The sequence below is a fragment of the Haloechinothrix sp. LS1_15 genome, assembly GCF_033042135.1.
GTDB lineage: Bacteria > Actinomycetota > Actinomycetes > Mycobacteriales > Pseudonocardiaceae > Haloechinothrix.
On the sequence record NZ_WBXM01000001.1, the window covers coordinates 588,426 to 606,243 of the forward strand.

The 17,818-nt window shown below is 69.8% G+C and carries 19 protein-coding genes; 18 read left to right on the plus strand and 1 reads right to left on the minus strand.

The annotated features are described in order from the left end of the window. The first annotated feature begins 1 nt into the window (after position 1). The 18 genes from tilS to F8178_RS02920 all read left to right on the plus strand — a co-directional run bounded on the left by tilS (position 2) and on the right by F8178_RS02920 (position 16,450). Positions 2 to 1,060, plus strand: a complete 1,059-nt coding sequence (gene tilS / locus F8178_RS02835; RefSeq protein WP_396344953.1) for a tRNA lysidine(34) synthetase TilS — start codon at positions 2 to 4, stop codon at positions 1,058 to 1,060. Positions 1,061 to 1,093: 33 nt separating this feature from the next. Next, positions 1,094 to 1,645: a hypoxanthine phosphoribosyltransferase gene (gene hpt / locus F8178_RS02840; RefSeq protein ID WP_317493069.1), complete on the plus strand. Its 552-nt coding sequence runs from the start codon at positions 1,094 to 1,096 to the stop codon at positions 1,643 to 1,645. A gap of 167 nt (positions 1,646 to 1,812) precedes the next feature. Next, positions 1,813 to 2,178, plus strand: coding sequence for a hypothetical protein (locus F8178_RS02845; protein WP_317493002.1), 366 nt, complete (start codon positions 1,813 to 1,815; stop codon positions 2,176 to 2,178). A 73-nt stretch (positions 2,179 to 2,251) separates the two neighbouring features. Further along, on the plus strand, positions 2,252 to 3,787 hold the full coding sequence (locus tag F8178_RS02850) for a hypothetical protein (protein ID WP_317493003.1): 1,536 nt from the start codon (positions 2,252 to 2,254) through the stop codon (positions 3,785 to 3,787). A 9-nt stretch (positions 3,788 to 3,796) separates the two neighbouring features. After that, positions 3,797 to 4,612: an ESX secretion-associated protein EspG gene (locus tag F8178_RS02855; RefSeq protein WP_317493004.1), complete on the plus strand. Its 816-nt coding sequence runs from the start codon at positions 3,797 to 3,799 to the stop codon at positions 4,610 to 4,612. A gap of 29 nt (positions 4,613 to 4,641) precedes the next feature. Continuing rightward, on the plus strand, positions 4,642 to 5,520 hold the full coding sequence (locus tag F8178_RS02860) for an ESX secretion-associated protein EspG (RefSeq protein ID WP_317493005.1): 879 nt from the start codon (positions 4,642 to 4,644) through the stop codon (positions 5,518 to 5,520). A gap of 334 nt (positions 5,521 to 5,854) precedes the next feature. Beyond that, the gene (gene ftsH / locus F8178_RS02865; protein ID WP_317493006.1) at positions 5,855 to 8,359 is read left to right on the plus strand and encodes an ATP-dependent zinc metalloprotease FtsH; all 2,505 of its coding nucleotides are present in this window, start codon (positions 5,855 to 5,857) and stop codon (positions 8,357 to 8,359) included. Next, positions 8,340 to 9,038 carry a GTP cyclohydrolase I FolE gene (folE, locus tag F8178_RS02870; protein WP_396344961.1) on the plus strand — a complete coding sequence of 233 codons (699 nt, stop codon included), beginning with the start codon at positions 8,340 to 8,342 and terminating at the stop codon, positions 9,036 to 9,038. Before ftsH ends, folE begins: the two co-directional genes overlap by 20 nt. After that, positions 9,035 to 9,895, plus strand: coding sequence for a dihydropteroate synthase (folP, locus tag F8178_RS02875; RefSeq protein ID WP_317493008.1), 861 nt, complete (start codon positions 9,035 to 9,037; stop codon positions 9,893 to 9,895). The genes folE and folP overlap by 4 nt, the downstream gene beginning before the upstream one ends. Next, the gene (gene folB / locus F8178_RS02880; RefSeq protein WP_317493009.1) at positions 9,892 to 10,278 is read left to right on the plus strand and encodes a dihydroneopterin aldolase; all 387 of its coding nucleotides are present in this window, start codon (positions 9,892 to 9,894) and stop codon (positions 10,276 to 10,278) included. Before folP ends, folB begins: the two co-directional genes overlap by 4 nt. Continuing rightward, positions 10,275 to 10,769 (plus strand): 2-amino-4-hydroxy-6-hydroxymethyldihydropteridine diphosphokinase, encoded by a 495-nt coding sequence (gene folK / locus F8178_RS02885; protein WP_317493010.1) that lies wholly within the window; start codon positions 10,275 to 10,277, stop codon positions 10,767 to 10,769. Before folB ends, folK begins: the two co-directional genes overlap by 4 nt. 45 nt (positions 10,770 to 10,814) lie before the next feature. Further along, entirely contained in the window at positions 10,815 to 11,279 is a 465-nt protein-coding gene (locus F8178_RS02890) for a DUF3180 domain-containing protein (RefSeq protein ID WP_317493011.1), read from the plus strand. A gap of 149 nt (positions 11,280 to 11,428) precedes the next feature. Beyond that, the gene (locus tag F8178_RS02895) at positions 11,429 to 12,409 is read left to right on the plus strand and encodes a DUF6779 domain-containing protein (protein WP_317493012.1); all 981 of its coding nucleotides are present in this window, start codon (positions 11,429 to 11,431) and stop codon (positions 12,407 to 12,409) included. Between the two features lie 150 nt (positions 12,410 to 12,559). Next, on the plus strand, positions 12,560 to 13,447 hold the full coding sequence (locus tag F8178_RS02900) for a DUF2520 domain-containing protein (protein ID WP_317493013.1): 888 nt from the start codon (positions 12,560 to 12,562) through the stop codon (positions 13,445 to 13,447). Beyond that, on the plus strand, positions 13,444 to 14,343 hold the full coding sequence (gene panC, locus F8178_RS02905) for a pantoate--beta-alanine ligase (protein ID WP_317493014.1): 900 nt from the start codon (positions 13,444 to 13,446) through the stop codon (positions 14,341 to 14,343). The genes F8178_RS02900 and panC overlap by 4 nt, the downstream gene beginning before the upstream one ends. A gap of 3 nt (positions 14,344 to 14,346) precedes the next feature. Then, positions 14,347 to 14,793 (plus strand): aspartate 1-decarboxylase, encoded by a 447-nt coding sequence (gene panD, locus F8178_RS02910; protein ID WP_317493015.1) that lies wholly within the window; start codon positions 14,347 to 14,349, stop codon positions 14,791 to 14,793. 9 nt (positions 14,794 to 14,802) lie between these two features. Next, positions 14,803 to 15,597, plus strand: coding sequence for a type III pantothenate kinase (locus F8178_RS02915; RefSeq protein ID WP_317493016.1), 795 nt, complete (start codon positions 14,803 to 14,805; stop codon positions 15,595 to 15,597). A gap of 505 nt (positions 15,598 to 16,102) precedes the next feature. Continuing rightward, on the plus strand, positions 16,103 to 16,450 hold the full coding sequence (locus F8178_RS02920) for an Lsr2 family protein (RefSeq protein WP_317493017.1): 348 nt from the start codon (positions 16,103 to 16,105) through the stop codon (positions 16,448 to 16,450). 49 nt (positions 16,451 to 16,499) lie between these two features. Here the strand turns inward: F8178_RS02920 and F8178_RS02925 are convergent, their stop codons facing one another. Next, a complete protein-coding gene (locus F8178_RS02925) occupies positions 16,500 to 17,357 on the minus strand; it encodes a (2Fe-2S)-binding protein (RefSeq protein ID WP_317493018.1) in 858 nt (285 codons plus the stop codon). Positions 17,358 to 17,818: the final 461 nt, after the last annotated feature.

Consider the following 17,818-nt stretch of genomic DNA (forward strand, 5'->3'; position numbering starts at 1 on the left):
GATGACCAGCCGCGTCGTGTCGCACGCTTGCCTGCGGGTCCGTTCGGCGGTCCGCGCCATGCTCACCGGTGACGACTGCGCGCCGCACCTGCGCGGCGGTGTCGTCGGTGTCGCGGTGTCCGGGGGCGCTGACTCGCTCGCGCTGGCCGAGGCCACCGCGTACTGCGGCGCGCGGCTCGGGCTCGCCACCCGCGGCCTGGTTGTCGACCACGGCCTGCAAGAGGGCTCGGCCGGGATCGCGGAGTGGGCGGCGGGAACCGCGCGGTCGCTCGGGCTTGACACGGTTCGGGTGCTCAGCGTCGACGTCGGCGATGGTGGTGGTCCGGAGGCGGCGGCCAGGCGGGCGCGATACGCCGCGCTGCGGGGTGCCATGCCGGAAGGCGACGGGCTGGTGCTGCTGGGGCATACCCGGGACGACCAGGCCGAGACGGTGCTGCTCGGGCTCGGGCGGGGCTCCGGTCCCCGGTCGGTGGCAGGCATGCTGCCGGTCGATCCGCCGTGGGCGCGACCGCTGCTCGACCTGCCGCGCTCGGTAACCGAGCGCGCCTGCGAGGAGCTGCGGCTGCGGCCATGGCGTGACCCGCACAACGAGGATCCGCGCTTCACCCGGGCGCGGCTGCGGGGCGAGGTGCTGCCGCTGCTCGAGGAGGTGTTGCAGGGCGGCGTGGCAGGCGCCCTCGCGCGGACCGCTGGTCAGCTGCGCGAGGACCTCACCGCGCTGGACGAGCTGGCTGGGCAGCTGTACGCGCGCGCGTCGAGCACGACAGCCACCGCGGGGTCGGACGGTGCCGGTGAGCTGGAGACCACAGTACTCGCCGCGGCGCACCGGGCGGTGCGCCGCAGGGCGATCCGCCGATGGCTGCTCGACGCCGGGGCGCGGGACCTCACCGACGGCCACCTGCGGTCTGTCGACGATCTGGTCGGTGCGTGGCGCGGACAGGGGGGCGTATGGCTACCGGGGAACTTGGTGGCGAGTAGGGCGCATGGGAAGCTTCATGTGCATCGCATGCCGCGGCACCGGGACGGTGGCGACGGTCCGGGATGCGACGAGGCCAGGTAGGAAACAGGTACCCGAGCAGAGGGGATGCAGACCGTGTACTCCGGCGACATCGCGTCCGTGCTCATCACCGAGCAGGAGATTCACGACAAGACGGCTGAACTCGCCAAACTGGTCGCCGCGGACTATCCAGCGGGAAGCGAGGACGACCTCCTCCTCGTCGGTGTGCTCAAGGGCGCGGTGATGTTCATGAGCGACTTCGCGCGCGCCCTGCCCATCCCCGCCCAGCTGGAGTTCATGGCGATCTCCTCGTACGGCTCGGCGACCTCCTCGTCCGGGGTCGTGCGGATCCTGAAGGACCTCGATCGCGACATCTCGGGCAGGGACGTGCTCATCGTCGAGGACATCGTGGATTCCGGACTGACGCTGTCCTGGCTCATGCGCAACCTGGCCACGCGCAACCCGGCATCGCTTGCGGTGTGCTCGTTGCTGCGCAAGCCCGACGCGGTGAAGGTGGATGTCCCGGTGAAGTATGTTGGTTTCGACCTCCCGAGCGAGTTCGTCGTCGGTTACGGTCTCGACTACGCCGAGCGGTACCGCGATCTGCCGTACATCGCCACCTTGTCTCCCCACGTCTACCAGGACTAAGCCGCCCGTGTCCCGGCGTCACGTCAGGAGGGTTGGCAGGGCGCACTCGGCAGAGGGAGAAACGGAACCTTTTTCTCCCGGAACGCGTCGTAGCGGCGGCAGGTCTGCGTTAGTCTTAGGGACGAGCCACGGCCGTGGGCGGCCGATGACTACAGGGGAGAGTGACCATGTCCTACAGCGGTATGGATACCGCGGCGTTCATGGAGGCCGCAGCCAGCGGCGAGATCGGGATCGACCCCGACGCCGCGCAGGCGGTGCTGTCGAAGATCCGCGCGGGCAAGGATGCGGTGGAATCGCTGATCTCCAGGACCGCCGAGGTGGGGGTCCTCCCGCAGCTGGGGGCCAATCCCGTCGGTGAGGCGATGTCGGCCAAGTACGCCGATCGGGCCAGCGGTTACGGCGATTCCTACCTGCAAGCGCTGCGGAACCTGCACGCGCAGTACGAACAGGTGGAGCAGGCGATCAACGCCGCGATCCGCAACTACGACGAGATGGAGTCGGCGACGGCGGCCTCGCTCAACAGGCAGCTGTAGCGAGCGTGCTGGCGAGCTCCAATCCAGGCGTCGCGTGAGCCGCGACCTACGGGCACAACGGACAGGGGGAATCATGGATTCCGATCGCACAGGCTATTCGAGTGGCGAGCAGGCCAACGGTCAGGCCGATTCGCAGCAGGCGCCCGAGGGCTCCGGAGAGCCGGCAGGTGGCGGCGGTCAGGGCTACCAGCCGGGACCGGTGCCGGTGGCGTCGAACGGCAGTCACGAGGCGCTGGTCGAACGGCTGCGCGGTGGCGGGGGATTCCACTACGGCTCCGATCGCGCGATCACCAACCCGCCGAACTGGTACGGCTTCGACACCCACCAGCTGTACAACGGGGCGACGCTGAAGAACGACCCGGGCACCGTCGACGCCACGGGACAGGCGTGGATGGAGCACGGGGCCTCGCTGACCGACCTGTCGAACCAGCTCTTCGACGCCGTCCGCGAGCTCGGGCACGCTTGGGTCGGGCAGGCTTCCGGGGCGGCGCAGGGCGCGATCGCCGGTATCGCGCGGTCCAGCGAGTCGGCGGGTGAGGCCGCCCGCGCCATGGGGCAGCGCATGACCGAGCAGGCCGCGGCTGCTTCTGAGGTCAAGAAGATGCCACCCCCCGCGGAGTTCAACGCCGACCAGGCGCTGGACGCGCTGCTGGCAGGGGGGCCGGAAGCGATGACACAGGATCTCAAGGAGCAGGCCGACACGGCCCGCAACGTGAAGGCCCAGCAGGTCGCCTACTGCAACGCCTACACGGCCGCCATGGAGGACGTCGACTGCAGCACGCCGAGTTTCGGGCCGGAGTCGCTGTCGTTGCGGCCCGCGACCGGGTCCGGGGACGCCGATGGTGCCGGTATCGGGGGCTACGGTAGCGGCATCGGTGTCGGATCGGCACCGACCGCGGAGACGTTCGGCGGCGCCGGTAGTGGGCAGCAGGTCCCTGCCGCCGGGGCGGCAGCGGGCGGCGCGGCGGCGGGCCAGCAGCCGGGTGGCGCCGGGATCGGCGGTGGTGATTCCGCTGGCGCGGTCGGTGCTCCGGCCGGACCGGTCACCACCACCGGCCAGGCTCCGGTCTCCGAAGGCGGCGGTGCCGGTATGGGGGTCGCGGCAGGAGCGGGTGCCGCGGCGCTGGCTACCGGACTCGGTGTCGGGGGCGCGAAGGCCCTCGGTAAGGGTAAGCAGACGGCCAGCAAGCGGCCAGGCGAGCGACACGGCGGGCACGACGCGCAGCAGCAGGGCAGCCAGCCGCAGGATGCCCAGCTGCATGCCCAGCAACAGGGTGACCAGGTGGGCGGTCACGCCACGGGCCCGGCGGCACCCGAGGGCTCGGGTGCCGCGGCCAACCCCGCCGCCAGTCAGCCCGCTGCGGGGCAGACCGGGCAGCCGCACGGCGCGCACCCGCACGCGGCTGCCGGGGGCATGGCCCCGGCAGCAGGGCCGGTGGCGCCCGCGGGCGCGGTCGGCGGTGCCGCGGGAGGCGCAGGCGGTTCCGGGGCGCAGGACGAGGAGTACAGCCACCAGTCGTACCTGATCGAGCCGGATCCGGATGAGCTGTTCGGGCCGGGCGAAGCCATGGCCCCACCGGTGATCGGTCTTGTCGACGAGGACGAGTGAGGGCGGGTCATGCCGGTGGCGGGGCCGCTGACCCCGGTGGAGCTGGACTTCCTGTGGGAGTCGTACAGCGCTGGGGAACTCCCCTACCCGCTGGAGCTCCACTCACACGGCGCGACCATGGCCGAGCGGGCGGCGCTGCGCAGGCGGACCCTCGGGGAGCTCGCCGAGCGTGGTCTGGCCGATGAGCGTGGCACGGTGCGGCAGGATCTCGCCGAGCTGCTCGACGTGCTGGCCGGGGCGCGGCTGAGCGTAGACTCGGTGCACATCCACGAGCCGGGAAACCCGGCCGTGCTCGCGCTGGCGGCTGCCACCGGAGACCGGGCGGTACTCGCTGTGCAGGACGAGCGCGGGCTGGTGCTCGACCGGGCCGATCCGGATGGTCTGGCGACGGCGATCGTGTCGTTGTTGCCACACGGGCGGCGGGGCGCGGAGCGGTCCGTCACCGTGCCGGTCGAGCAGCTCATGGCAGGACCAGGCGCGGACTTCCTGCAGCGAAGGCCGGGTGAGGAGCTGGCGCGCTCGGGCGGTAACGGCGAGGTCCGGGCGCAGACCGACACCGAGCGCAAGGCGCTGGCCCGGCTCCACGCGCAGCCCAGGCTGCGTGGCGGGCAGATCGGCGCTAACGGTAGGTCACCCTTCGGTGACAAGGCACGGTCGGCGGTGCTGAGTTGGTTCGACACCGAGAGCGGGCGCTACATGACACAGGCAGGCCGTGGTGGTGACGGCCGGGAGTGGGTCACCATCGCGCCTGCCGACGCGCCGACACTGCGGCACCGTATCGGTGAGATGCTTGCCGGGGTACGCCGGACATCGGTGGCTGGATAGCAGGCTCACGTGGGGAGGTTCACGAGATCGTGGCAAACGGAACGTCGGCGCGGTTCTTCGCGCCGGTGACTTTCGACTTCCTGTGGGAGTCGGCCGGGCTCGGTGAGCTCCCCTACCCGCTTCGGGTGCCATCGCACGGGGCGACGGTCGCCGAGCGCACCGCCCTGCGGCACCGCGTGGACGAGCAGCTCAGGGCGGAGGGCGTCAGGGACTCCTACGGCAGGCTGGACCCCACCGTCGGGTACTGGCTGATGCTGCTCGCGCGCGCCAGCATGAGCATCGACACGCTCCACGTCCCAGAGGTAGGGGCAGCACCGGTCGCCGGGATCGCCGCGAGCGACGGACAGGGCGGGGTACTCGCCGTGCAGGACAGCGAGGGGATCCGGCTACGGTCGATCTACCAGGACGGCGCTGTCACCGAGATCGTCAACCTGCTGCCGCCGAGCTCGCGCGGCGCGGAACGCTCCGTCACGATCTCGGCGGCCGATGCCGCGCGTACCGCCGCGGTGCCTGCGACCGCCGCGGGCGGTGCCGTACGGTCCGCTGCGGAACGGCAGGAGGGTGGCCTCGCCGAGCGACTCGGGTTCGGCCGCAGGTCGAGCTCCCACCCCAAGCTGTCCGAGCGCACCGCCGGTGACCAGCGGCAGGACTACGCCAGGTTGGTCGCGCAGCCACGGCTGCGGGGAGGTCAGCTCGCGGCCAACGCGCGAGACGAGTTCGGCGCCCGCAGGCGCTCACCGGTGCTCGCCTGGTTCGACACCGCGAGCGGGCGCTACCTGAGCCTGGCACGGACCGGCCAGGATGGGCACCGTTGGCTCACCGTGTCACCGGCTGACACCAGGACGCTGCGCACACGCCTTGGTGAGCTGGTCGGTGAGGTCGTGGGCGAACTGGGTCACAAGTCGTAGGAGCGCGCCCACGGTTGTGGAACAAGACCTCCCGGCCACCCGTTGACCCGGAGGGTGCCGATGGTGCCGATCCCGACATCCGGCTCCATGGCACACCGTCACGGCGGTGGGCGGTACCCTGAGATAACGCGGTATCGGTGCTGCAGGCTGGCCGGTATCGGCTGCTACATCGCCTGCGACACTGTGATGTCCGCGACGGGTCACTGTGCGCAGGTCGAGTGCGGCGATCAGTGAGAGCACGGGCAGCGCTGCCTGCACGCGACACGGTGTGACCAGGCATCGCAAACTCCAAGGTCGAGTCAGGGAGGGTCAAGGCCGTAGGCGGCCGATCAGCATGGACCGAAAGCGCCTCCTCAAGAACCCACTGGTGTGGATCGCGCTCGCCGTGGTGCTCTACCTCGTCTTCTCCTCGCTGCTCGACGACCATAGGGGTTACGCCGAAGTCCCGACGTCCCAGGCGATGGAGCAGGTCTCCGCGGGAAACATCACCGAGGCGGAGATCGAGGACAAGGAACAGCAGCTGCTGCTGTCGCTGAATGAGCCGATCAGCGTCGACGGTGAGCAAACCGACCAGGTCATCACCCAGTACCCGGAGCGGATCTCGGCGGACATCTACAACGAGCTGGTCGGGCAGAACGTCGAGGTCGAGACCTCGGTGACGCAGACGACGCTGCTCGGCCAGATGTTGATCTACATGATCCCGCTTGCCCTGTTGCTGCTGTTGCTCTTCTGGATCATGAGCAGGGCCCAGGGCGGCGGCAGTAAAGTGCTCAACTTCGGCAAGTCCAAGGCGAAACAGCTCACCAAGGACATGCCGACCAGCAAGTTCGTCGACGTCGCGGGGGCGGACGAGGCTGTCGAGGAACTTCACGAGATCAAGGACTTCCTGCAGTACCCGGGGCGTTACCACGAGCTGGGAGCGAAGGTGCCCAAGGGCGTGCTGCTGTACGGGCCGCCCGGTACGGGCAAGACGCTGTTGGCGCGCGCTGTCGCAGGCGAGGCTGGGGTGCCCTTCTACACCATCTCGGGGTCCGATTTCGTCGAGATGTTCGTCGGTGTCGGCGCCTCCCGTGTACGGGACCTGTTCGAGCAGGCCAAGCAGAACGCGCCGTGCATCATCTTCGTCGACGAGATCGACGCCGTCGGCAGGCAGCGCGGTGCAGGGCTCGGCGGCGGTCACGACGAGCGCGAGCAGACGCTGAACCAGCTGCTCGTCGAGATGGACGGCTTCGATTCCAAGGGCGGCATCATCCTGATCGCGGCGACCAACCGCCCGGACATCCTCGACCCGGCGCTGCTGCGGCCCGGCCGGTTCGATCGGCAGATCCCGGTGCAGGCGCCCGACCTGCGAGGCAGGAAGGCGATCCTGGAGGTGCACGCCAGGAGCAAGCCGCTCGCCGAGGGCGTCAGCCTGGACGGGCTGGCCAAGCGCACCGCGGGCATGTCCGGAGCCGACCTGGAGAACGTGCTCAACGAGGCGGCGCTGCTCACGGCCCGGCTCGGCAAGCACGAGATCGACGAGACCGCGCTGGAGGAGTCGGTGGACCGCGTGATCGGCGGTCCCGCGCGCAAGGGCCGGATCATCTCCGAGAAGGAGAAGAAGATCACCGCCTACCACGAGGGCGGGCACGCGCTGGCGGCGTGGGCGATGCCGGACATCGAGCCGGTGTACAAGCTCACGATCATGCCGCGCGGCCGCACGGGCGGGCACGCGTTGCTCGTGCCCGAGGAGGACAAAGACCTGATGACCCGCTCGGAGATGATCGGCAGGCTGGTCTTCGCCATGGGCGGGCGTGCCGCGGAGGAGCTCGTCTTCCACGAGCCCACCACCGGGGCGTCCTCGGACATCGAGCAGGCCACCAAGATCGCCAAGGCGATGGTCAAGGAGTACGGCATGAGCGCCCGACTCGGCGCGGTCAAGTACGGCCAAGACCAGGGGGATCCGTTCCTCGGCCGCTCGGCGGGCAAGGAGGCCGACTACTCGCTCGAGGTGGCGCACGAGATCGACGAGGAAGTGCGCAAGCTGATCGAGACCGCGCACACCGAGGCGTGGGAGGTGCTGTCGACCTACCGCGACGTGCTCGACGACCTGGTGTACGAGGTACTGCGCAAGGAGACGCTGCAGCGCCCCGACCTGGAGCGGATCTTCTCGAATGTGAACAAGCGGCCGAGGATCACGATCTTCAACGACTTCGGTTCCCGCGAGCCATCCGAGAAGCCACCCATCAAGACCCCGGCCGAGATCGCGGCCGAGCGGGGAGAGCCGTGGCCGCCTCCCGCAGAGCAGGGCAGCGAGCAGGGTAATCAGCAGCCGCGCCCGGAGCCGGTGGCCTCGGCCACGGCGACCGACAACGGCGCGCCGCAGCCTGCCGAGGACAATCGTCAGGGCGGTAGGCAGGAGCAGCGGGGGAACGCCCCGGCGAACCCGTACGCCTACCGTCCGGCCGATCCCAACGGGGGCGGCTGGCCGGGCAGGCAGCAGCAGGACCCGAGGCAGGCAGGCGGGAACGGCGCCCAGCCCTATCCCGGCTACGGCAGGCCACATGGCGGCCCGCAGCAGGATGGCTCCGGCCACGGGGGCAACCGGTACGGACCGCCGAACTACGGCGCACCACCCGGCTGGAAGCCCGCGACGACACCGTCCGGCCGGAACCGGCAGCCCTGGTGGCCGCAGGACCAGCGCGGTACGGGCACCGGCGAGCAGCCGCGACAACCCGCCGATCCGCAGCAGCCCCCGCACCAGCAAGGGGAGCTGCCCGCGGAGGGGCAGTACGGTGAAGGTCAGCAGGGACAGCAGCGAGGGGACCCCGACGGGCAAGATGGGCAACATCGACGGTGAGCAGCTCGGGACGTATGTGGCCCGGCTCGGTTCGCGTGGCGTGAACGGCGACGTGTCCGGAGACGGGCACACCGGCACCGAGCATGAGTGGGATGCGGCCGCGGGCAGGGCATTCGATGCCGAGCGTGCCGAGGAGGCGGTTCGCGAGCTGCTCATCGCCTGCGGCGAGGACCCGGACAGGGAAGGCCTGCAGGAGACCCCGGCGCGGGTGGCGCGTGCCTACCGGGAGCTCTTCGCCGGCCTGCACACCGATCCGGCCGAGGTGATCGACCGGACCTTCGACGAGAGCCACGACGAGCTGGTCCTGATCACCGACATCCCGATGTTCTCCACCTGCGAGCACCACCTTGTCCCGTTCCACGGTGTCGCCCACGTCGGCTACATCCCCGACGAGCACGGCAGGGTGACGGGGCTTTCCAAGATCGCCAGGCTGGTCGATCTCTACGCCAAGCGCCCGCAGGTGCAGGAGCGGCTGACCTCGCAGGTCGCCGACGCCCTTGAGCGCAGGCTACAGCCGAGGGGAGTGATCGTGGTGGTCGAGGCCGAGCACCTGTGCATGGCGATGCGGGGAATCCGCAAGCCAGGAGCGCGGACCACGACCTCGGCGGTGCGCGGGATGCTGAAAACCTCCGCTTCCACGCGGTCGGAGGCGCTTTCCCTGATCAAGGGACGTCGATGAGCGTGCTCGCGTTCACCGCACGGGCGGGCGTCCCCCGCCGTGAGGACCGCTGTGCCGTGGTCGGCGTGCTCAACGTCACACCGGACTCGTTTTCCGACGGGGGCCGGTACTTCCACATCGACGACGCGGTCCGCCACGCCCAAGTCATGTACGCACGCGGGGCCGACCTGATCGACGTTGGCGGGGAGTCCACCCGTCCCGGTGCCGACCGGGTTCCTGCCGACAAGGAGATCGAACGGGTCCTTCCGGTGATCGAGTCGTTGGCCGCCGACGGGATCGCGCTCTCGGTGGACACCACGCGCGCTGCGGTGGCCGAGGCGGCGATCAGTGCGGGCGCCGTAGTGATCAACGATGTCTCCGGCGGGCTGGCCGACCCGAACATGGTCAAGGTCGCCGCCGCGACCGGCGCACCCTTCGTGCTGATGCACTGGCGCGGCCACAGCAAGGAGATGGACACGCTGGCCAGCTACACCGACGTGGTCGGCGAGGTGCGGGACGAGCTGCTCGCGCGGGTGGATGCCGCGGTGGCCGCGGGTGTGGCTCCGGAATCGATCGTGCTCGATCCAGGGATCGGCTTCGCCAAGCGGGCAGAGCATAACTGGGAGCTGCTGCGCCACACCGGCACGCTGGCCGCCGAGGGATTCCCGGTGCTCGTCGGTGCCTCACGCAAGCGCTTCCTCGGCGCGCTGCTCGCCGACGAGCACGGCAGGCCCCGCGACCCCGACGGCCGCGAGGTGGCCACCGCCGCGATCTCGGCGCTGGTCGCGCGGGCAGGCGCGTGGGGCGTGCGGGTACACGAGGTCGGAGCATCGGTGGACGCGGTGACCGTCGCGGCGGCGATGGCGGGCGAATCGTGAGCGTGCCTGCGTCCGCGGCCCGCTCGACCAGGATCGCCCTGCGCGGGCTCCGCGCCACCGGGTACCACGGCTACTTCGATTGGGAACGGCAGCGGGGCCAGGAGTTCGTCGTCGATGTGGTGCTGTGGGCCGATCTGGAACGCGCCCAGCGCAGCGATGAGCTCGTCGACACGATCGACTACGGCGCGGTGGCCGAGCGTGTCGCGGCGATCGTGACCGGCGCGCCCTACCGGTTGATCGAAGCGCTCGCCGGGCGGATCGCCGACGAGGTGCTGACCGCGGGCGGCCAACGGGTAGAGGTGACGGTGCACAAGCCAGAGGCTCCGATCGAGGTCGGTTTCGATGACGTGTCGGTGACGGTCAGCAGGGAGCGAGCCGGGTGACCCGCGCAGTGCTGTCCCTCGGATCGAACCTGGGCGACCGCATCGGGTACCTGCGGCAAGCCGTGGCCGGCCTGGGCGGGGCGGTGCTGGCGATCTCCGCGGTGTACGAGACCCGGCCGTGGGGAGTGACCGACCAACCGGATTTCCTCAACGCGGTGTGTGTGGTCGCCGACCCCGAGCTCGACCACTGGGCGTGGTTGCGGTGGGCGCAGCGACTCGAGCAGCTGGCCTGCCGCGTCCGCGAGCGGCGGTGGGGGCCGCGCACGTTGGATGTGGACGTGGTGACCGTCGACGGGATCCGTTCCGAGGATCCGGAGCTGCTGTTGCCGCATCCCGGCGCGGCCTCCCGCGCCACCGTGCTGATCCCCTGGCTGGATGCCGACCCCGGTGCTTGGTTGTCGGGGTACGGCGCGGTCACCGATCTCCTGGATGGGCTCGACGAGGCCGATCGCGAGGCGGTGCGGCGCAGGGACGACCTGCGGCTGGTGTGACGGCCCGTGCCGCAGGACCCGAGCCCGCCCGGATACGCTGAGCGAATGCGATTCACGCGGGCCAGGGACCTGCTGACCGCTGGCCTGATCGGGTTCGGAGTCGGGTACCTGCTGTTCGATCAGGCCTACCACGCCATGCCGGATCTGCCGACGCTCGCGGGCGGGACCCTGCTGGTTCTCGCGCTGATCGAGCTCGGGTTCGCCGCGAGCGCGCGCAACCGGATCGCAAGCGGCAGGGTGGTTTACGACGCGATCCTGATCGCACGGTTCGCCGTTCTGGCCAAGGCGTCCTCGCTGCTCGGGGCGATCATGGTCGGGGGATGGCTTGCCGGGATCGCCTACCTGGCACCGCGCGCAGGCACGATCGCCGCGGCAGGCGACGACCTGCCCGCGGCCGTGGTGGGCGCGATCTGCGCGGCGTGCTTGATCGGCGCCGCCCTCTGGCTGGAACACTGCTGCCGCGCCCCTGGGATGGATGATCGGGACGAGAGCAGGGACCCGCACGCGTGAACACGTGCCCACACACCGTGGGCGACCGGTTACGGCGAGCCGGTACGAGATGGAATCGGTGACAAACGAAGCCCACAAACCGCGTAACGGTGGACAACGAAAGTACCGAGTTGGTATCGGTATGGTCACTGGAAGGTAGGCTCAGCCTCATGAAGGTCGCTGGCGGCGGGCGCGCGGGTACCGTCATGGCCGTTCTCGGCGGGGTACTCGTCGTGGCGGCGACGGGCGTCCTGTTGCTGTCGGCCGATACCAGGCTGCTGCGGCTGGGGCTGGTCGCCGCGTTGTGGGCGGTGCTGCTCGCGGCGATCGTGGCGACGAGGTACCGCGCGCAGGCAGAGGAGTCGGCGGCCTCGGCGGCCAACGCGAAGGAGATCTACGAGCGCGAACTCGAACGGGAGATCGCCGCGCGCAAGGAGCACGAGCTCGAGTTCGAGCTGCGCAAGCGCCGAGAGCTGGAGAGCAACGCGCAGGAGCAGGTGAACGCGTTGCGGGCGGAGCTGGAGCAACTACAGCAGACGTTGCGGCAGTTGCTCGACGGCGAGGTGCTGTACGAGCGCATCGCGCTGACCGCGCAAGCCACCCGCATGCGGGCGTCGGGCGACGACTTCAAGTACCTCGAGCAGGGCGCGGGCCGGGTGGTGTCCGATCAGGGACGAGCGGCACGGCAGGTTGACCCGCCAACCGACACGTTCGCGCCGGTGACCGATCACGGCGAGCCGTACCGCAACGGCCATGGCAGCGGGAACGGCGCGCCGGTCGCGGATTCCCCGTCGCCGTGGTTCTCGGTCTCGGATCGCCCTACCACGCGAACCGGGGGACGCCAGCAGCGCCAGCGGCCTGCCACAGTGGCAGCGGCCTCGCGCGCCGCCCGGCACAGCCACGAGGGCGCGCGGCCCGGGCCCGAGGTGCCCCGCAGGCACGAGCACGAACCGCGCACCTGGCAACAGTGGGGCGCCGACGACGGCCAACCACGCGGGCAGCAGGGCGAGAGCCCCGGCAGGTCGGACAGCAACGCGGGCGGCCCCGAACCCGACACCGGTGGGTCGCATTCCGCGGGCAGACCGGTCAGCGAGCTGCTCGCCTCCTACGGTTCGGAGGTTCAGCCGCGCAGGCGCAGGCGGCGTGCGTGACCCAAGGCCGTGTCCCGGGACCAGGTGAAACTGGTCACGGCCGGTAGGCGCGCACGCCGACACCTCGGTTACTCTCGCGCTCACATCGTCCGGTACCCGGCAGCGTTCGGTGCCCGAGCGGGACTGGAACGAGCGAAGGAGCAACGATCTATGGAGCGGCCAGCGCGGCTGTCCGTCGGTGTCGTCTCGGCGGGCAGGGTGGGCAGCGTTCTCGGCGCGACCCTGGCGACGGCGGGGCATTCCGTCATCGCCGCATCCGGTGTATCAGCCGCTTCGATACGTCGCTGCGAGACCCTGCTGCCCGGGGTGGAGCTCGCGCGGCCGGACGAGGTGGCCGCCCGCAGCGATCTGGTCGTGCTGGCGATCCCCGATGACGCGCTTGCCGGTACGGTGCGCGGCCTGGTAGCCGCTGGCGCGCTGCGTTCCGGCCAGATCGTGGTGCACACCTCGGGGGCACACGGTGTCGACGTGCTGGCACCGGCGGCAGGTGTGGGCGCGCTGTGTGTCGCGCTGCACCCCGCCATGACGTTCACCGGTCGCGAGGAGGACATCCAGCGTCTCGCGGCGTGCTGTGTCGGCGTGACCGCTGGCGACGGCGACGAGGCCGCCTACCAGGTCGGTGAGGCGCTGGCGGTGGAGATGGGGGCCGAGCCGGTGCGCATCGCGGAAGGTGTCCGGCCGCTGTACCACGCCGCGCTGACCCACGGTGCCAATCATCTCCTCACGCTGGTCGCGGACTGCGTGGAAGTGCTGCGCGACGCCGGCATCGGAAACGCCGAGCGGCTGATCGGCCCGCTGCTGTCGGCTTCGCTGGACAACGCCCTCCGCCACGGCGGTCGCGCGCTCACCGGCCCGGTCGCGCGGGGTGACACCGAAACCGTGCGCACCCACCTGGAGGTGCTCGGCGAGCGGGCCCCGAGGGTGGCCGACTGTTACACGGCACTGGCGCGGCGCACCGCGGAACGCGCCAGGGAGGACGGGCTGCTGGCTGAGGGTGCCGCTGCCGAGATCGAGAGCACGCTGGGGGGTAGCCGATGATCCCGAACGCGACACGGTTCACCAGGGGCGAGCTGAACGTGCTGCACCGTGCCGAGGACGCCACGCGCACCGCGAGCGCGCTCCGCCAGGTCGGCAGCACGATCGCACTGGTACCGACGATGGGTGCGCTGCACGAGGGGCACCTCGAGCTGGTGCGCCGAGCCGGTCGCATCCCGAACGCGGTGGTTGCGGTGTCGATCTTCGTGAATCCGCTGCAGTTCGGGCCGGGTGAAGACTACGAGACCTATCCACGACGGCTCGACGACGATTTGGAAGCGCTGCGGCGGGCCGGGGTGGAGCTGGTGTTCACCCCAGAGGTCACCGAGCTCTACCCGGAAGGTGCCTCGGTCACCGTGGATCCGGGACCGCTGGGTGAGCAGCTGGAAGGGGAACACCGGCCGGGGCACTTCAGCGGGGTGCTGACCGTGGTCGCCAAGCTGTTCCAGGTGATGCGGCCGCATTACGCCCTGTTCGGGGAGAAGGACTACCAGCAGCTCGTGCTGATCAAGCGTATGGTGCGTGACCTGAACATGGAACCCTCGGTGATCGGTGTTCCGACCGTGCGTGAGCGCGACGGGCTGGCACTGTCCTCCCGCAATAGCTACCTCGACGCCGAGCAGCGGGAGCAGGCGGTGGTGCTGTCGGCCGCGCTGACGGCGGGGGCGCACGCGGGGGTGCACGGCGCCGAGGCGGTGTACGAGGCCGCCCGCGCGACGCTGGCGGCCCAACCCGAGGTCGCGGTCGACTACCTGGAGCTGCGGGGGCCGGAACTGGAGCCCGCGCCCGCCGAGGGGAGCGCTCGGCTGCTCATCGCCGCCAGGGTGGGCAGCACCCGACTGATCGACAACGTCGGTCTCGTGCTCGGTACCCCGCCGGACACCGACCCAGGAGGGTGATTCATGTACCGCACCATGCTGAAGTCCAAGATCCACCGTGCCACCGTGACCCAGGCCGATCTGCACTATGTCGGGTCCGTCACCGTCGATGAGACGCTGATGCGCGAGGCCGACCTGCTGCCGGGCGAGCAGGTCACGATCGTCGACATCACCAACGGCGCACGGCTGGAGACCTACGTGATCCCCGGTGAGGCCGATAGCGGGATCCTGGGCATCAACGGAGCAGCCGCGCACCTGGTTCACCCGGGTGACCTGGTGATCCTGCTGTCGTATGCGCAGCTGAGCAATGACGAGGCGGTCAGCTACGAGCCGCGGATCCTGTTCGTGGACGCCGATAACCGTATCCAGCAATCGGGCGGTGACCCCGGGCACGCGCCGGAAGGTTCCGGGCTGGTCAGCGGGGCCGTGCCGGTGGAACGGCCAGCCACCCTCGCCAGGGCGGGCGGCTAGGCGCCCGCGATGCTGCTCACCGTCGATGTCGGCAACAGCAACATCGTCATCGGCCTCTACGGAGGCAAGGGGGATGCTGCCGAACTCGTCGACGACTGGCGGATGCGGACCGAGCCGCACACCACCGCCGACGAGCTCGCGCTGACCATGCGCGGGTTGCTCGGCGAGCATGCCGGTGAGATCACCGGGATCAGCGCGCTGTCCACGGTTCCGCCGGTGCTGCGGGAGCTGCGCGTGATGTTCGCGCGTTACTACGAGCTGATTCCCGCCGTGATCATCGAGCCGGGGGTGCGTACCGGTCTGCCGCTGCGCGTCGACAACCCAAGGGAGGTGGGTGCGGATCGGATCGCCAACGCGGTGGCCGCGTACCACCTGCACAGCGGCCCGTGCGTGGTGGTGGATTTCGGCACCTCGACGGTGGTCGACGCGGTGTCGGCCGCCGGGGAGTTCCTGGGTGGGGCGTTCGCTCCCGGGGTGGAGATCTCGCTGGACGCACTCGCCTCCCGTGCCTCTGCCCTGCGTGCCGTGGAGCTGGTGCCGCCTCGGTCGGTGATCGGCAAGACCACGGTGGAGTGCCTACAATCCGGCATTCTGTACGGTTTCGCCGGGCAGGTGGACGGCCTGGTGAACCGGATCATCCACGAGCTGCGCGAGGGGGGCATGGCCGGTGGATCAGAGGTGGCGGTGGTCGCCACCGGCGGATTGGCACCGTTGCTGGTGCACGAACTGGCGACCGTGACCGATCACCGGCCCGACCTGACCCTGATGGGGTTGCGGCTGGCATTCGAGCGAAACGCGCGCTAGCGCTGCTAGCGACCGTTCGTGATCCGCGTCCGGTATCCCATCATCAGGGTGGATTTTCTGTGGCAGCCCGCTCGGTGAAGGGCGCGGATTCTCCCGACTGATCCCGGGACAAGCCGCGCGCGGGCCCGCTCCGTGCCTGGTAAAGCGGCTGGTATTGTTACCGTCGCCGCCGGAACACGACGCGAACCAGGCGATCCCGAGCCGGTGCAACCATTCGAGCGTGTTCGATAGGTGTATCGTGCTCAGCAGCTTCCCGGGTATGCCGGAATCGGGAAGAATCACGGGGGTTGGGTGGTCGACCGATCGTTCTTGGGGTGGCACGTTCCGGGGAACCCCGCACATCATGACTAATAGTGGAGGCGGGGCCCGGTGTGTGACCCCGGATCGGATTTGCGATTAGAGTGGAATTAGAGTACTAATACGTGGCAGATGCAGTCGTTGCGATCCGGTAGGTTGGCATTGCACGTGTAGGAGCCGTAGATCATTCTGGTGCTGGAGGAAACGAATGGCGCAGAAGGTACTCGTATCGCTGATCGATGACTTGGACGGCGGGGAGGCCGAGGAGACGGTCGAGTTCGGTTTGGACGGTGTCACGTACCAGATCGACCTGTCCGCGGAGAATGCCGAGGAGCTCAGGGACGCGCTGGCGCAGTACATCGAACACGCCCGCCGCGCGGGTGGCAGGAAGAAGAGCTCGAGTAAGAGCGGCGGTGGACGCGCGAGCCGTAGCGCTTCGGTTGACAGGGAGCAGAACCAGGCGATTCGCGCGTGGGCGCGTAAGAACGGATATCAGGTATCCGATCGCGGTCGTATCCCGAGCGAGGTTGTCGACGCCTATCACAAGCGGAAGTGAGTGGTGGATGGCCACGTCGTGAGTGATCGATCGAGCTCGGGCCGTTCGATCACTCACGACGTGGCGGAACCACTCTGGGACAGGTGGCGCATTCTCCCTTGCCGTCGGCGAGCAGGTAGTGGAAGCAGCACGATTCTTTGCGGCGCGTCCACTCGGTATGACTGTTACTCCCGGAAGCCTGTCGTAGGGTCGACGCCGAGGTGAACGGCGCGGACTTTTCCGGAAGGAGCAATGCGGCGTCGGCCACTCCCGCGGCCTCGTCGCCCGCGTGCTTTCCGGCGCGCCACATACTGATGTCGAGCGCGTCGGTGACCGCACCCCACAGATTGCGACTGCCGAATCGCACAGCAGGTCGGTACGTGCGCACGAATTCTGCCCCGTGCGCGGCATAGCGGGCGCGTAGTAGCGCGGCCAGCCTGTGCTCGCAGTCCACCACGGTGGCCGCGGGATCGCCCGCCGCCGGATCATCCGGCAGGCAGGCGAAGGCGGCACTGTGCAGGGTGATCGTCTCGGGCGCCGGTTTGCCGTCGGCGGCGAGACGGAACGACAGGTCCGCGGGGCGCAGCCACGGCACCCGCCGGTCGTGGTGGAACAGCAGCGCCCCTGCCAACGCGGGCACGTTCAGATACCAGGAGCGGACGTGGGCCGCGACGGTGCGTTCGGGTGCCTCGCCGTACTCCTGCTGCAACCACCGGGCGGTGATCGCGTGCCAGCCTGCCAAACCCTCGGCGAGGATCCCGGCGCAGTGGTGCCGGTCCTGCCGCCGCATCGGTCGCCGCGATGGTTCCGGCGTGCCGGCGCCGAGCTCGATCGTGACCAGCTCCTGGCGCTGGTTGATCCGGGTGAGGGAATCGGACAGGGCGGGTGTGGCGCGTGGGGCGTCACGGAGTGATGTCCGTGCGCGCATCGCGACCTCCGCTGCTCCGTTCGGGTGCTTAGGTATGCCTAACTTTATCGTGTCTGTGTCGATCGTGCAGATGTCGTACGTCACTTCGGTGGCTGTGCTGGCCGGTATATGCCTGCGCCGGTCGGAGCCGAGACGAGCGAACGGCCGCTAACCTCCGTGTTCGCGCTCGGCGGACAGCTGTCCGCTTCGGGAATCCCGGGCGTAGGCTGCCACGTTGTCAGGGTGTGACCAGCAAGTTTTCGTGCCGCTAGCGGGACGTCGCCTGCGGGCGGTCATCCAGCCGCGCCCGTGGGCGTCAGCGGCCCGTGTCCGCGGGTATGCGTTGCGGGCACGGTCGTGGTGAAGTGGTTCGAGGCCGCCGACCAGCCCGGCGGCGGGCAACGCGGTCGACGGCGGTCGACGGCAGGTAAGTGAGACGGTCCGTTCGAAGGTGGAATTCGGCTGTAGTGGGTGCCCAGGGA